The organism is Nonomuraea recticatena (genome assembly GCF_039533245.1).
Classification (GTDB): Bacteria; Actinomycetota; Actinomycetes; order Streptosporangiales; family Streptosporangiaceae; genus Nonomuraea; species Nonomuraea roseola.
The window spans coordinates 13,897-26,949 of the sequence record NZ_BAAATE010000034.1 but is presented as its reverse complement, the minus strand read 5'-3'; the positions used below and the strand labels follow the sequence as shown (position 1 = coordinate 26,949).

20 protein-coding genes are annotated in these 13,053 nt (G+C 68.9%); 15 read left to right on the top strand and 5 right to left on the bottom strand.

Annotated features, from left to right (window positions below):
- Positions 1–80 precede the first annotated feature (80 nt).
- Positions 81–683 carry a phage tail tube protein gene (locus ABFX50_RS40995; RefSeq protein ID WP_346154452.1) on the bottom strand — a complete coding sequence of 201 codons (603 nt, stop codon included), beginning with the start codon at positions 681–683 and terminating at the stop codon, positions 81–83.
- A gap of 158 nt (positions 684–841) precedes the next feature.
- On the opposite strand from ABFX50_RS40995, the gene ABFX50_RS40990 reads away from it, so the two are divergent.
- The 14 genes from ABFX50_RS40990 to ABFX50_RS40925 all read left to right on the top strand — a co-directional run bounded on the left by ABFX50_RS40990 (position 842) and on the right by ABFX50_RS40925 (position 7,808).
- Positions 842–1,012 (top strand): hypothetical protein, encoded by a 171-nt coding sequence (locus tag ABFX50_RS40990; protein WP_346154450.1) that lies wholly within the window; start codon positions 842–844, stop codon positions 1,010–1,012.
- Positions 1,009–1,341: a hypothetical protein gene (locus tag ABFX50_RS40985; protein ID WP_346154448.1), complete on the top strand. Its 333-nt coding sequence runs from the start codon at positions 1,009–1,011 to the stop codon at positions 1,339–1,341. Before ABFX50_RS40990 ends, ABFX50_RS40985 begins: the two co-directional genes overlap by 4 nt.
- A gap of 93 nt (positions 1,342–1,434) precedes the next feature.
- Positions 1,435–1,788: a hypothetical protein gene (locus ABFX50_RS40980; protein WP_346154447.1), complete on the top strand. Its 354-nt coding sequence runs from the start codon at positions 1,435–1,437 to the stop codon at positions 1,786–1,788.
- A 75-nt stretch (positions 1,789–1,863) separates the two neighbouring features.
- Complete coding sequence (locus ABFX50_RS40975; RefSeq protein ID WP_346154445.1) at positions 1,864–2,706, top strand: hypothetical protein; 843 nt, start codon at positions 1,864–1,866, stop codon at positions 2,704–2,706.
- Between the two features lie 17 nt (positions 2,707–2,723).
- On the top strand, positions 2,724–3,077 hold the full coding sequence (locus ABFX50_RS40970) for a hypothetical protein (RefSeq protein ID WP_346154443.1): 354 nt from the start codon (positions 2,724–2,726) through the stop codon (positions 3,075–3,077).
- Positions 3,078–3,123: 46 nt separating this feature from the next.
- On the top strand, positions 3,124–3,696 hold the full coding sequence (locus ABFX50_RS40965) for a hypothetical protein (RefSeq protein WP_346154441.1): 573 nt from the start codon (positions 3,124–3,126) through the stop codon (positions 3,694–3,696).
- Positions 3,689–4,072, top strand: coding sequence for a hypothetical protein (locus ABFX50_RS40960; protein ID WP_346154439.1), 384 nt, complete (start codon positions 3,689–3,691; stop codon positions 4,070–4,072). Before ABFX50_RS40965 ends, ABFX50_RS40960 begins: the two co-directional genes overlap by 8 nt.
- Positions 4,073–4,621: 549 nt before the next feature.
- Positions 4,622–4,855, top strand: a complete 234-nt coding sequence (locus ABFX50_RS40955; RefSeq protein ID WP_346154438.1) for a hypothetical protein — start codon at positions 4,622–4,624, stop codon at positions 4,853–4,855.
- A 63-nt stretch (positions 4,856–4,918) separates the two neighbouring features.
- Positions 4,919–5,068 carry a hypothetical protein gene (locus ABFX50_RS40950; protein WP_346154436.1) on the top strand — a complete coding sequence of 50 codons (150 nt, stop codon included), beginning with the start codon at positions 4,919–4,921 and terminating at the stop codon, positions 5,066–5,068.
- Complete coding sequence (locus ABFX50_RS40945; protein ID WP_346154434.1) at positions 5,065–5,322, top strand: hypothetical protein; 258 nt, start codon at positions 5,065–5,067, stop codon at positions 5,320–5,322. The genes ABFX50_RS40950 and ABFX50_RS40945 overlap by 4 nt, the downstream gene beginning before the upstream one ends.
- 65 nt (positions 5,323–5,387) lie before the next feature.
- Entirely contained in the window at positions 5,388–6,062 is a 675-nt protein-coding gene (locus ABFX50_RS40940; RefSeq protein WP_346154432.1) for a 6-pyruvoyl trahydropterin synthase family protein, read from the top strand.
- A 26-nt stretch (positions 6,063–6,088) separates the two neighbouring features.
- On the top strand, positions 6,089–6,724 hold the full coding sequence (locus ABFX50_RS40935) for a helix-turn-helix domain-containing protein (protein WP_346154430.1): 636 nt from the start codon (positions 6,089–6,091) through the stop codon (positions 6,722–6,724).
- Positions 6,725–6,763: 39 nt separating this feature from the next.
- Positions 6,764–7,306 carry a hypothetical protein gene (locus ABFX50_RS40930; protein ID WP_346154429.1) on the top strand — a complete coding sequence of 181 codons (543 nt, stop codon included), beginning with the start codon at positions 6,764–6,766 and terminating at the stop codon, positions 7,304–7,306.
- 25 nt (positions 7,307–7,331) lie between these two features.
- Positions 7,332–7,808 carry a hypothetical protein gene (locus ABFX50_RS40925; RefSeq protein ID WP_346154427.1) on the top strand — a complete coding sequence of 159 codons (477 nt, stop codon included), beginning with the start codon at positions 7,332–7,334 and terminating at the stop codon, positions 7,806–7,808.
- Here ABFX50_RS40925 and ABFX50_RS40920 read toward each other — a convergent pair.
- The 3 genes from ABFX50_RS40920 to ABFX50_RS40910 all read right to left on the bottom strand — a co-directional run bounded on the left by ABFX50_RS40920 (position 7,779) and on the right by ABFX50_RS40910 (position 9,367).
- Positions 7,779–7,952, bottom strand: a complete 174-nt coding sequence (locus ABFX50_RS40920) for a hypothetical protein (protein ID WP_346154425.1) — start codon at positions 7,950–7,952, stop codon at positions 7,779–7,781. The two genes, ABFX50_RS40925 and ABFX50_RS40920, sit on opposite strands and share 30 nt — an antisense overlap.
- Before the next feature lie 198 nt (positions 7,953–8,150).
- Positions 8,151–8,981: a hypothetical protein gene (locus ABFX50_RS40915; RefSeq protein ID WP_346154423.1), complete on the bottom strand. Its 831-nt coding sequence runs from the start codon at positions 8,979–8,981 to the stop codon at positions 8,151–8,153.
- Positions 8,982–9,040: 59 nt separating this feature from the next.
- Complete coding sequence (locus tag ABFX50_RS40910; RefSeq protein WP_346154421.1) at positions 9,041–9,367, bottom strand: hypothetical protein; 327 nt, start codon at positions 9,365–9,367, stop codon at positions 9,041–9,043.
- Positions 9,368–9,568: 201 nt separating this feature from the next.
- Here ABFX50_RS40910 and ABFX50_RS40905 point away from each other — a divergent pair, with 201 nt between their 5' ends.
- On the top strand, positions 9,569–9,697 hold the full coding sequence (locus tag ABFX50_RS40905; RefSeq protein WP_346154420.1) for a hypothetical protein: 129 nt from the start codon (positions 9,569–9,571) through the stop codon (positions 9,695–9,697).
- Positions 9,698–9,975: 278 nt separating this feature from the next.
- Here ABFX50_RS40905 and ABFX50_RS40900 read toward each other — a convergent pair whose 3' ends face one another.
- Complete coding sequence (locus ABFX50_RS40900; protein ID WP_346154418.1) at positions 9,976–13,053, bottom strand: type I restriction endonuclease subunit R; 3,078 nt, start codon at positions 13,051–13,053, stop codon at positions 9,976–9,978.

Below are 13,053 nucleotides of genomic sequence, written 5' to 3'. Positions count from 1 at the left end.
TGTAGCCCTCCCCGCCAGGCCCGGCCCGGAGACGGCAGAAGGGCCCGCCGCAGACGCGATGGGCCCCTTCAGACGGTGCTTTACGGAGTCTCGGGCGGCGGAGGGGTGGTGGGAGGCGTGAACGCCGCCCACTCGCCGTTCATCATGTCGTAGTAGGGCGCGCCGATGTCGCCGCCCAGAACGGACATGCGCAGCGGCAGCGTGCTGGCGCTGGTCTTCTCAAACGACTGCTCGACGCCCTCCACCTGCTGCGCGCGCGGCACCATGCGGCGAATCTTGCGCGTGCCGTCCATCAGCTCGATGCACGCGGCGACCTCGACCCTGGTGCCGATCGCCGGAGGGGTGAACTTGTAGTAGGCCGCCCCGCCGCCGCTGGGGGTGACCTTCTCGATCGTGCCACCGCCGTAGACGGCCTGAAACGACTTCAGGGTCCACTCCAAAAGGTTGACCTCGATCGTCGCCGCGTCCTCGGTCTGCCAACGCCGCACCGCGTAGTTGCTCTGGTGCGCGCGGGTCTCCTCGAACTTGGGGTCGGTCTTCCAGTTGTAGGAGTCGGGCGTGAACAGGCCGATGTCGTACCAGTTGTCCGGCATCGTCGCCGCGGGCCCGTCCGGGGCGCCCGTGCCGACCGGGGCGAGCCACAGCCGGGCCTGCTGCGGGATAAAGACGTTCTCGGCACCCATGCGGGTCCCCCCTAAGCCACTCGGCACCCGCAGCAGCCGTCAGCGGCTGCGGGCGTGTCAGGTTGGGGACCCGGGCGGACAGTAGGGGCCAATCGGGCTTACGTCGCGTTGACCAGCACGGCAGGACGTAAGCGTGTGATTGAGATACACGTCCCGCCATGACCCAGACCACACCCCGCACCGCCCCCGCGGCCGCGCCCGCTCCTCGGTGGCGGTGCGCACTGCGGCCCTGCCCGACGCGCGGCCAGTGGCAGCCGGCCGCCACCGGCCAGGCCGCGCGTGCTGGCCAGCACCGGCACTACCTCGATCTGCACTGGGAGCGGCCGTGAGCGGGAGCGACCTGGTGGAGGAGGGGCTGCGCTGGTTCGTGGCGGTGGCACCGGTGGTGGCGGCGGCCGCGTACCTCGCATGTCTGGCGGGGATGCGGTGCGGGCGCAGGGCGGGGGAGCGGGAGCGGGCCCGGCTCGCGGCGCGGTTGGAGACGTTCACCACGATCTTGAGGCCGGTCGCGGCAGCCGCGCGGGCGGGGAAGCCGGGGGCGCGCCTGACGCCTCATGACGTGGCGGTGCTGGCGCTCCTGGTGGATGAGCCGGGAGAGGACTGCGAGCGGCTGGTCGAGCTTGAGGCGCTTTTCCATCGTCTCGGCCCGCCCCACTAGACAGGTAAGTAAATAACCCCTACGCTTTTAAGCGTGAGTGAGGGGATGCGGCCCCGACCTCACACCACAAGCCCCAGGAACGAAAGGCACCCCATGAGCGCCAACCCGATGCGCCCCTACGCCGGTCACCTCGCCGCCGAGCTGACCGCCCTCAACTTCATCGACCACGGCATCGACCCCGAGGAGATGGGCACCTACGACGCGGTCTACACCCGCGTCTACCGCGCCCACGGCATCCAGGTCGAGATCCACGAAGGCAGCGGCGACGTCACCCTGCGCAACTTCGGCCCCGGCGAGATCCGCGACGGCCAGGAGACCTACCACCACGGCAGCATCGCCGAGACCACGTTCACGGTCGAGTGGCCCACCGAGATCGTCATGGCCGCCATCACCGCCGCGCACAAGGTCGGCCTCGACACCGACCGCCTGTACGCCGCCATCGCCTAACCCCCGAACCTCACCCCGGCCCCGCCCGACTACTCCCGGGCGGGGCACCCTCCCCACGCCTGGAGTGCAACCCCTGTGATCGTTACCGTCGCGCTGCTGCGCGCCGCCCTGGCCGCGCTCAACGCCTACGACTGGCACACACCCCTGCCCGTCATGGTGTCGTCCCCCACCGATGCATGGGCCCGCCCGCTCGCCTCGACCATCCGCTTCGGCCACTTCAAGACCATCGAGTCCGACGACCACCTCGTGCCGGTGGGCAGCCTCACCCGCGACCCGAGCGACGGCCCGGCCGTCGCCGCCCTCACGATGGCCAACCCTGACACCGACCCCACCGCCAGCGACATCCGTAAGGCCCCCACGACCGCCCAACTCGCCAAGAGCCTGGCCTACGCCGGACTGGTCGACGCCACCCTGCCGGTCGTCATCCCCACCGACCGCATCGACGACGACGGCCTGTACTCGCCGATCGACCCCGTCATGGACCACCGCTACTACGACCCGGACGGCGACGACCACTTCGGCGTGTGGGCTGACGACGCCTGGCACAGAGACACCGTCCACGTCCTGTGGCCGCTCCACCCCCGACGTGCCGCCCAACCGGCCGTGCCGATCCGGCCCGTGGACTGGCTGACCCACCTCCACCAGACAGAGACGTGGATCGACCCGTACGGCCGCGCCCAGCCCCTCCGCAACATGGAGATCTACGACACGTGCATGGCGCGGGCGTGGCTGGAGATCAACGCCGACGTCATCACCAACGACGTGATCCAGCACATCTTCGGCACCCCGGACACCGCCCTCGCCGCCGAGCCTGCCCGGCCGACGCCGCTCCAGGAAGCCGCCCGCGCCCTGCCCGACCCACGCGCCTGGATCACCTCCACCCCGCTCGCCAAAGCCCTCTTCCGCGCTTACGCCTGACCCCAGAAGGACACCCCATGGACACCTGGTACAGCCGCCTTCAGCAGGACCGGGTCTGGATCGACCACCACAACCACAGGATCGAGATCGCGGGCATGGAGCCCCGATACGCCCGCAACGCCCTCGTCTTCCTGGAGCGGCACGCAGAAGGCATCGCCCTGGCCGCCGCCAAGACCCTCACCAAGGTCCCTCTGCCCTCCCGCCACACCTCGGCCTACGACGATGTCCTCGCCTCCGCCTCGCACGAGGCCGACGCGATCGTGGCCGACCCGCTCACCTGGCTCGCCTCCACCCCGCTCGTGCAGGCCCTCGCCGACCGCGCCGCCCTCCAGGTCGCCCACAAGGCACTCCGCGCCCACGCATCCGCCTGAACCCGGCCGCCCCGCCCCTCGGGCGGGGCCCACCCGAGGAGACACCGTGACCACACCGACCATCCCCCTCAGCCCGGCCGACGAGGTGCGCGCCGCCATCACCACCTGGCGCGAGCGCGCCGCCGCCGCCCGCGCCGCCACCATGACCGGCCGCGGAGACGAGTGGGACCCCTGGTACCTCGTCCCCAACAAGAAGCCCGACCCCACCCGGCCGCCTGTCGCCACCGACAGCCCATGGGGGTCGATGACCGGCCCCGCCTACATCGGGACCGGAGAGGCAGCCGTCGCCCACGACCAGCTCACCCACACCCACGAAGACGCCATGTACGAGGCGAACTTCTTCACCGGGATGCTCGACTCCCGCGCGGCCGCGTGGATCGTCCTCACCAGCCCCGACATGGCCGAACCCATAGCCGAATGGCTCGACCAAGCCGCCGACGACATGGAAGACCACGGCGCGTTCGAGCGGTACGCCGGAACTGGCCTCACCGGACCCGACCGCCGCCGCGTCGTGGCCGACGACCACGACCGGATCCGCCACGACTGGTCCGCCGCCCTGACCATGGCCCGACGCATCAACGAGCCCCTCCCCGCTGCGAGGACGGCCGCCCGTGACTGAGCCCGAGACCGAGGGCGAGTTCCTCCTCCTGGACCAGGAGCCCGTCGAGGAGGAGCCGGCCAGGCGCCGCCCGTGGGCGCGTTGCACCATGTGCGGGCGCCGCATCTGGGACCCGGCCTCGCTTCGTCTACGTGCGGGGGGCAAGTGCGGCAAAGGGTGGCCGAGCCGTACCGGCCACCCGGTACGGCTCGGCCGCCCCCGCCGCCAGGACGTGCCCGGCCAGATCGACATGCTCGGCGAGGCGGTCTACGCGACCGCCTCGCCGGTGACGCTAGATGCTCAAGGTGAAGGTGGCGCCGTGCTGCACGAGCACGACGACCACGATCAGGATGAGCACCACGACCCCCACCGCGCGTGGCGCGCGGAAGGACACTGATACGCAAGGCTCCACGAGGAAGTTCCTCTCTGTAGATCACGCCCGAATCGGATGAATAGGCCCGTGACCTGGGAGACTTCACCAGCGAAGCGATACACTCGCCCTAGGAATGTCGAGCAAGATGCCTTGCTCGCTGGCTGTCCGCCCTGGTCATTCGCCGGGCTGATATCCAGTTGGGGCCCGATCTGCCGGCCAGCAGATCGGGCCCTTTCGCTGGTGAGATAGAAGCGTAGCGCCCCCCGCCGCCCGCGCAACCAGAACGGCAGAAATCCCCCCTGTGACCTGCGGGAACCGTAAGACGCATTGCGCAACGTATTACGCGACAGGGGGTTCGCTAAGCCGCCTTAGCGAAACACTTCTAAATCCACCCTCTTATTGAAAGCGCAAATGCTGGAGGGAAGATAGGGCCACTGCCTGCGGAAAAGATATAGATAAAGATATCGATGCTTATATTGCTAGCCGTAGTGAGTGCTCGCAAGACCGCCTAAGAGAAATCGAAACTAAGTTCTAATGACGGTCTAATGTGCGTCTCCATGCGATCCTGGTCCCATGGTCTCCGCGAACGCCTCCATCGTCCCGCCCCCCGGGTACACCAGCGAAGCCCTCGCCGCCTGGTCATACGCCTGCGCCACCGGCCAGCACGACGCATGCCGCGGCCGCAGACTCAACCCCGACCCCGACTGCGACCCGGACGACATCTGGCTCCCCTGCGACTGCCCCATCGACGGCCACCACGACGGCCAGGCCAAGCGCGGCCGCCCCCGCAAAACCCCCGTCGACTAGGCACGCCGCACCCCTGACCAGGGCAACGCGACGTTAACAAACGGGCGTGGTACTCAGCCCGGCATGAACGCCACCCCGATCTACGACCAACTGGTCGTCGACCGCTCCACCGCGCACGCCGAGCCCGCCGCCGCGGCCGGACGCTGGTTCACCCCCACCACCGTCGAGCCGACCCTCGAGCAGCCGGCCGACGCCGCCGAGCCGCGCGCATGAACAACACCGACCCCGGCATGCGAGGCTGCGCCGTCCTCGTCCAGCAGACCGGCCGCGTCCTCACCATCGCCGTCCTCGCCTGGGCCGCGCTCACCACCAGCAGCCTCGCCCTCGCCATCTCCGCGTGGACGCTCGCCGCCCTGTTCATCCTGCGCATCCTCTTCCACAGCGCAGACGGCGTCCTCCTCGCAGACCGGCCGCCAGCCCCGCACACCAGCAGGCAGCACCCCCACACCCGCGTCGCAAGACGTTAACGGACGAACCTGCCACACTCTGCCGCCCGACACCCCAACGCACTCCAGAGGACGACGACAAGGCCGTGTTCACCCAGACCATCAACCACACCTGGCACGCCGCCCACTCCCTCCCCCACCTCGGAGGGAAGTGCTCCAGCCTGCACGGCCACACCTGGCGCGTCTCCATCACCATCGCCGCGCCCTCCCTCAGCGCGGACGGCATCCTCGTCGACTTCGCCGCCCTCAAGAAGCCCATGACCACCTGGATCGACAACAACCTCGACCACGCCCTCATGCTCGGCGCCGGCGACAACCTCATCCCTCTCCTCGACCTCGACGGCGCCCCGTCAACGGCGCCCCTGCTCGGCGGCAAGGAGGTGGACGGAGCCCCCGGCGCCTACGCCTTCACTCCTCTGGCCGCCGCTTTCGCCGAGCGAGGCCAGCGCCTGTTCGTGTTCGGCCGCGACTTCCCCGACGTCGCATGGCCAACCGTCGAAGGCGTCGCCCAGCTCCTGGCCCACAAGGCGCACGGCTGGCTCACCGAAGCGAGCTCACGCGCCGACGTCTACGTCGCCTCTGTGACCGTCCACGAAACCGACCGCTCCTCAGCCACCTGGCACAACACCGACCCGCACCCCGCGCCCGGATACGCCGACATGGCGCTCCTGCTCGCCAACCAGACCGAGCGAGTCATCACCGCGGTCGACGCCCACCTCGACCAGGAGTACGCCGCCCTCATCGGCAGCACCCCCAAGTAGCCCCCCGAACAGAGGAAGAGACACCCATGACCGGCATGACCTCCATGTCCTCCGTCAACGAGCTCATCACCGCCAAAGACGCCCTCACCAGCATCGCCACCCTCGCCGACCAACTCGGCCAAGCCGCCCGCAACGCCGCCCACGGCCTCGCCGCTATCCCTCCGGCCGACACCGCCACCCGGACAGGCATCCAGACAGAACTGAACCCCCTCACCGCCGAGCAGCGCATCCACCGCGCCCCCACACAGATCGCTAACGACAGCGAGCACATCTACAACCAGATCAACAGCGCCGGAGCGGCCGGCACCACCGTGAGCGACCTCGCCGCCATCACCGGCCACAACGCCTACCGCACCCGACGCGCACTCCAAGACCTCGAAGCCGCCCACCGAATCTTCCGCACAACCACCAGCGGCAGCCCCACCCACCGCTGGTACAGCGACAGCAACCGGACCGCACTCATCAACACCATGCGCCGCCGAGTCCCCACCCACGACCTCACCGTCAGCGAAGCCGCCGCCATCCTCAACGTCCCCGAGCAGCGCATCCGCGACATGATCAAGGCCAAGCAGCTCGCAGGCCGCACCGTAGGACGTGCCTTCATCATCCACCGCAAGGCACTCCTCGACCACATCCAGGCCATCGGCACCCCAGCCCAGTAGCCGCCCAAGCACCCGCACACAGAGAGGGGAGAGAACCCCATGGGACGCCGAACCAAACTCACCCCCGAACTCGCAGACAAGATCGTCCAAGCCTTCGAAGCAGGCAACTCCGTACGCCGAACAGCCGCCCTCTGCGGAGTCAGCCGCACAGCCCTCCACGACTGGATCGCCCAAGGAGAAGCCGACGACGCCCCCGACCTCTTCGCGGACTTTTCGGACAGGTGTACGCGCGCGCGTACGAAGGTGATCGGGGACCTGTTCAACGCCGCGTTTCAGGATGCGGTGGGCGGGGTGGAGGTCAAGCGGACGGTCCGGCCTGACGGGTCGGAGGAGACGCAGGTGACGCCGCCGAACGGGAAGGTGGCGTTGGAGCTGATGGCGCGGATGGAGCCGGAGGAGTGGCGGCCGGTGAAGGCGATCGAGCTGTCGGGTCCGGAGGGGCGGCCGGTGGAGTTGTCCCATCAGAACGATGTGGTGGAGAGCGTGATGGAGCGGGTGCGGAAGGCTCGGGAGCGTCGGGCCGCTGAGGCTGCTGCCCATGCCGGGGCTCAGCCGGATTCGGGGGAGGAGCACGGTGGGTAGTCATGGGCCGGGCGGTTCGGGAGAGGTGGGCACGGAACGTGACGGGCGGGTGGTCGAGTCGGGCCCGTACGGCGCGCGCTGGCCGTACGGCGGGGCGCCTGCTGCGGATCAGGCGGCGAACCCGCCGTTTGAGCCGACAGCGGATTTCGTGCACCCGGAGTCGGAACGCCGGGCAGCCATGCGCCGGCACCCCTCGGGCCGTCGCCTCGCGGGCCGGTTCACGCAGTCGCATCCGTGGCTCGACGCCCCCGCCCCGGAGGAGGCGACGCCGAGCAGCGCGCGGGCGCGCGTCGAGAAGTTCGCCGTTCGGGCGCTGGAGCGCGCGGAGCTGGTCGAGGCGCAGCTGGCCGCGATGGAGCAGCGCCTGGCCGTGGTGGAGCGGCGCCTGTCGGGCGAGGTGGAGGTGCGCACCTTCGACGGGCACGTGCGCACCTTCGACATGCCGGACGCCAGTCCCACGGCTGATCGGTGTTCATGGGTGCCGGCCGAACCAGCCGAGTAGCCCCCACAGGGTGCAGCCGCCAGCGGCGAGTCCGCCGAGGAGCGCGCCGGGCCACGTCGAGCCGTCCGCGAGTAGAAGCGCGGTCGCGATGCTGGTGGCCGTGACGACGGAGAGGGCGATCAGGGCGCCGCGTTCAGGAGACATGCATCCACCACTCTTGGCGAAACACTGACGGTGTGCCTTTCTCTTCGCGGATATGAGTGCTTGCCGTTCTTGGTGGAAGGCGCCCATGTTAGACCCGGCAGTGGCGGATCCGCCTGAGAACGCGAGAAAGGCCCGAACCTTGGTGGGTTCGGGCCATTGGCCGGTACAGCCGTGCGGCTCAGTCCCGCACCCTGTCGGTCAGTGGGTCAAGGCCGAGCGGGGAGGGCGGCCGCGCCGGGCGCGGTCGAGCCGCTGGATGGCCGCACGTGTGCCCACCGGGCGGGGCCATCTGGGGCGGCGGGGCGCGGGGCCGTGCTCGGCGACGCGGCGGGCTGGCCTCAGGGGGAGACGGCGCGGGGCGACGTGCGGGGTGGCCGGGACAAGCTCGGCGGGCGCGGCTTTGCTCACGGTCTTGGCGTCGTACCGGGTGACGTCCATGCCGTCGAGGGTGACGGTGCCGTCGCTCTCGTAGGTGTAGGCGGGGGCAGGCCTGTTGATCGCGTCCCAGACGCTCGTGGACCTGCTCGCGTACTGCTGCTGCCGCCGTTCCCGCTCGGCCTTCTCAGTGGCTTCCAGCCGCGCCAGCGTCGTCTCCGTGCGCGCTCGGAGGTCGGCCTGGTTGCGCTCCATGGCCGTCTCCCATGTCTGGCGGCGGCGGCGTGCTTCGTGCCCGCCGTACAGCGGGGCCACCTGCTCGGCCTCCTCGACGGCCGGGGCGGGCTGGAACTCCTCCCACACGGCCAGCGCGGTCTTCCCGTCCTCGGTCAAGGTCACACCCGACTCTGACTCGGTCAGGAACCCGGCGGCGGCCAGGGCGCGGACGCGGTCGCGGGCGACTGCTCGGCCGCGTGGGGCGCGAACGCCGGTCTGGTAGAAGCCGCGCGCGTCGCGGTGGAGGTCGCCGGTGGCCGCGAGCCGGATGGCATGGGCCTGCTGGGTGGTCCAGCCGAGACGGTCGGCCTGCTCGGCGCGGCGATAGGCCGCCCGGAACTGCTCGGGGCTCAGAGCGGGGTCAATGCGGTAGTCCATCAGAAGGTCCGTTTCAGGGGGAGGGTGGCCCGCCCCGGTCGGGGCGGGCCGTGGGGTGGCTACTGGGCGAAGTGGGCGAGGGTGTAGCCCCACTTGGCGATCAGGTCGGGCAGGACCTTGGCGCCCTTCTTGGTCCCGTGCTGGTAGTCCCAGATCTGGCGGGCGGTGCCCCAGGAGGGGCGGATGGTGCCGTCCTCCAGGCGGGTCCACGAGTTGGCCTGCCCCATGGGGTCGGCGGCCCGGTAGATGCGGATCTGCTCGACGTCGTCGAAGGCGGTGAGGATGTCGAGGGCGCGGAGCGCGTTCTCGGCGGAGTACTCGCCGAGGGCGACGGCGATGTGCAGGTCTTCGGCGAGCTCTTGGGCCTGCATCCGGCTGGTGATCATGTGTGCCTCCTGGGGCTTCCGGGGCTGGGGGACCGCAACCCCCTGCCTCACACTTAAAAGTGTAGGGCTTGTTTACTTTCCCGGCAAGTGGGCCCTCCACTTCGGGTCGGCGTCGCCAGGAGCAAAGCGGCTCTGCGTGAGCGCCGCCTCGCAGAACCTTCTGGTTGTGAGAGAAAGTTTTCCGTTCCTGGGAGACACTGCGTGCCGAGCACTCCGAGGACGGGTAGCGCACTACTGCTGGAGGACCTCGCCGATGGAGGCGTCGCCCTTGTGGAGACGGCCGCGCTGCTATGTAGCGACTTGTTCCAGCACTTCGGCGCGGTGGAGTGATCCGCAGGAGCGGCAGATCCGCCTCCTGCTCACCGCCGTATTCACCCCCCGCTCGTGACCGCGGTCAGGCTGCTGCGCTGGTTCAACTGGCGCCGACAGCGGTAGGCGACAGCCCGCCGCAGTACCACCGACAACGGTCCGCCGACGAACCCACTGGATAGATCACAAAGCCGCACTGGAGTGCTGGCTCGCCGGCAGGTGTTGATCAGGGGATAGATCAGGGTCCGAGCAGCGCGACGAGGCCCGGCAGTCGCCACCGGCTGCCGGGCCTCCGTTCGTCAGTCAACTAGGTAGTGGGCTTCGATGTAGGCGACGGTGGAGTCATACGGCTCTCCCACCGGCTTCAACACGTACCGGCGGAAGACCGCGGCGGTGGCGCGACGGACGCCTCGGTTGCGAGCGTCGGCGTTGTCCCATGACCGGGCGAGGGTGCGGGTGACCACCTGGTCGATCTCCTCAGCGAGATTCCTCTCCGTGACTGTCAGTCCGGGCGGTGCGTGGTCATGGATGATCCGCGACAGGACACCCACGTGGTCGTCGTCCAGCACGACGACGGCTTCATAGGGGTGCTTCTCGGCGTCCACGATGGCGCGAGCGATCCGGAGTGCTTCGGACAAGAACTCCAAGGCGTCCTGGGCGTTTTGGATAATCCGGTCCCGCAGCAGCTTGATCCGCTCCGCGAGAGCGGTGTACTTCGCGGAGCCCGGTTCGACGCCCTTTTCGAGGCTGGCCTTGATGTGGTCCAGGATCTCCGCCGCGGACGGCGGCGTCTTGTCCTCGCCGTCGCTCTTGTCGGGATTGGGGCGGACAAGTGCCAGCAGTTCCTTGAGGATGGCGATGCCCTGGGCGTCCAGGACAAGGGCCTCCTCCTGGGAGGCGACCGCGGAGAAGGAGTGGACGTGGGCATTGATGATCTCCAGGACCATCGGCCCGAGCTCGCTCAGCCGCTCCTTCCTCTCCTCATCGGAGGACTTCTTGAACAGGGTCGTGTACACGGACCCGAACAGCCCGAAGCCGTCTCGGTACTTGGCGACCCGCTTGTCGGTGTTGATGAGCGGGTACAGGCGGGCCAGGAGCCGGTAGTCCTTGGTGAACACCTCGGCGGCGCCGGGGTTGGCGTCCAGGAAGACGTTGATGGCTCGCACGGACTCGTATCCGTGAACCGTGAGGTCCAGGTCGTCCACGTCCGCGAGAAGGTCTTCGATGCGGGCGAAGGTGGTGCGAAACTCGGTGACCAGCTCGGACAGGTCGGTGACGAACCCGCCACCCTTGCCGGCCCCTGGCGAGGCGGGGTCGACGACGGCCCGCTGGACCTCTTCGGCCAGGCCGATGTAGTCCACGACCACGCCGGAGGTCTTCACGAACCCGGTCGGGGACACCCAGGTGCGGTTCGGGCGGGTGATCGTCTGGAACAAGGTGTGGGCCTTCAGCGGCTTGTCCAGGTAGAGGACGCCCTCGTTGGGGGCGTCGAAACCAGTCATCAGCTTGGCGGTCACCACCAGGAAGCACAACGGGTCGTCCGGGGCGAGGAACCGCCGCTTCTGCTCCTCCTCCTCGGCCTCCGAGAGCTGGAACGGCCGCATGGCCGGGTCTTCGTCCTTGGAGTCGGAGACAGAGATGTTCACCTCGGCGGTGATCCGGTCATGCTTGCCGACCTCGGCGAGCACCTGTGACGCCTCGAAGCCGGCCAGCAGCTCGTTGATCTTGTCCGTGTATGTCACGGCCAGCTCACGGTTGTAGGCGACGACCTGGGCCTTGAGGCCGTTGCGGTAGGCGCCGGCCAGGTAGTGGTCCACGATGTCCTGGCATACCGCGTGGATGCGGTCGGGGTTGGCGAACACCGAGGTGAGACGCCCGAACTTGCGGGACAGGGCCTCACGGTCGGGATCGTCGAGGTCGAAGTCGTCGGCGAACTGGTCGAACTCGGCCTGCAACGCCTGGTCGTTTACCTCGAAGGCGACTGGGTGCGGGTCCAGCATGACCGGGACGGTCGCCCCGTCCAGCAGAGATCGGGACACTGAGTACCGGTGCAGCACTCTGCCCGGGTCGCTCTCCTCGCCGAAGAGGGCGAAGGTGTCGGTGGCGAGGTTTCTGACGGGGGTGCCGGTCATGCCGAAGAACTTCGCGTGCGGCAACGCTGCGCGCATCTGGCCGGCCAGGGACTTCGACCTGGCGGACTGGGTGCGGTGTGCCTCGTCGACCAGCACGATGATATTGCTCCGGGTCGACAGGTTCTTGCCGGCGTCGGCGAACTTGTGGACGGTCGTGGAGATGACGCCGCGCACGTCGTCGGCCAGCAGGGAACGTAACTCCTGGCTGGTGGCGGGCTGGTGGAAGTAGGCGCCCCCCATCGCGGAGGTGAACACCCCGGAGGTCTGCCGGACGAGCTGGGTCCGGTCCGAGAGCAGGATGATCGTGGGCGACTCGGTGCGGGTGTCGGCCAGCAGCAGCGAGGCGGCGAACACCATCAGCAGCGTCTTCCCGCTGCCTTGGTGATGCCAGATTAGGCCCTTCGACCCGCCCTCCAGGACCCGTTCGTGGATCAGGTGGGCGGCTTCCATCTGCGGGTAGCGGGGCAGGTACTTCTTGTCCACCCCGCCCCCGGAGGTGTCGAACAGGGCGAAGTTGGCGAGCATGTCCAAGACGGTGGCCGGGTGGAGCAGCAGCTCGACGGAGCGCTGCACGTCGGCCTGCCCGGACAGGTTCTCGTCGTCAGCGGTAGACCGGAACGGCTGCCACATGTTCGTGGGTGCGCCGGCGGCACCGAACCGCAGCTTCAGCCCGTCGGAGGCGACGGCAAAGATGTTGGGGGTGAAAAACCACGGGTACTCGGTGGCGTACACGTCGTTGATCTCACGGGCGGCGTCCGCCCACCCGGACTTCGCGGTCGGTGACTTCACCTCGACCACCACCAGGGGCAGCCCGTTGACCCAGTACACGAGGTCGAATCGGCGGGAGGTCTTGCCGGGGACGGTGATGGTCACCTCGTCCGACACGACCAGCGTGTTAGCGTTCGGATGCTCGAAGTCGATTACCTTCAGGGCGTGCCACGCGCCGTCGGCGTCCCGGAACTCCTTGCGCCCGCGCAGCAGGCGCAGCATCTGCTCGTTGGCCCGCACCAGCCCGCCTTCGACGGCGTTGACCGTGGCGACGATCTCTTCGACCACCGCGTCCACGTCGAACCCGTCGATCACTCCAGGGTTGAGCCGGACGATGGCGTTCTGCAGTTGGTCGGTGACCACCGTCTGCGTCGTCTCGCGCGGCAGCGACCTGCCCGCTGTGAAGTCCCAGCCCATGGGGAGGGACCACCGGATCATCAGGTTCTGGAACTCACGCTCTCGAATGCCCTTCGCCAC

Coding starts and splice junctions, on each gene's coding strand:
- ABFX50_RS40995 (WP_346154452.1), bottom strand. CDS start 683: ATGGGTGCCGAGAACGTCTTTATCCCGCAGCAGGCCCGGCTGTGGCTC.
- ABFX50_RS40990 (WP_346154450.1), top strand. CDS start 842: ATGACCCAGACCACACCCCGCACCGCCCCCGCGGCCGCGCCCGCTCCT.
- ABFX50_RS40980 (WP_346154447.1), top strand. CDS start 1,435: ATGAGCGCCAACCCGATGCGCCCCTACGCCGGTCACCTCGCCGCCGAG.
- ABFX50_RS40970 (WP_346154443.1), top strand. CDS start 2,724: ATGGACACCTGGTACAGCCGCCTTCAGCAGGACCGGGTCTGGATCGAC.
- ABFX50_RS40955 (WP_346154438.1), top strand. CDS start 4,622: ATGGTCTCCGCGAACGCCTCCATCGTCCCGCCCCCCGGGTACACCAGC.
- ABFX50_RS40950 (WP_346154436.1), top strand. CDS start 4,919: ATGAACGCCACCCCGATCTACGACCAACTGGTCGTCGACCGCTCCACC.
- ABFX50_RS40945 (WP_346154434.1), top strand. CDS start 5,065: ATGAACAACACCGACCCCGGCATGCGAGGCTGCGCCGTCCTCGTCCAG.
- ABFX50_RS40935 (WP_346154430.1), top strand. CDS start 6,089: ATGACCGGCATGACCTCCATGTCCTCCGTCAACGAGCTCATCACCGCC.
- ABFX50_RS40930 (WP_346154429.1), top strand. CDS start 6,764: ATGGGACGCCGAACCAAACTCACCCCCGAACTCGCAGACAAGATCGTC.
- ABFX50_RS40920 (WP_346154425.1), bottom strand. CDS start 7,952: ATGTCTCCTGAACGCGGCGCCCTGATCGCCCTCTCCGTCGTCACGGCC.
- ABFX50_RS40915 (WP_346154423.1), bottom strand. CDS start 8,981: ATGGACTACCGCATTGACCCCGCTCTGAGCCCCGAGCAGTTCCGGGCG.
- ABFX50_RS40910 (WP_346154421.1), bottom strand. CDS start 9,367: ATGATCACCAGCCGGATGCAGGCCCAAGAGCTCGCCGAAGACCTGCAC.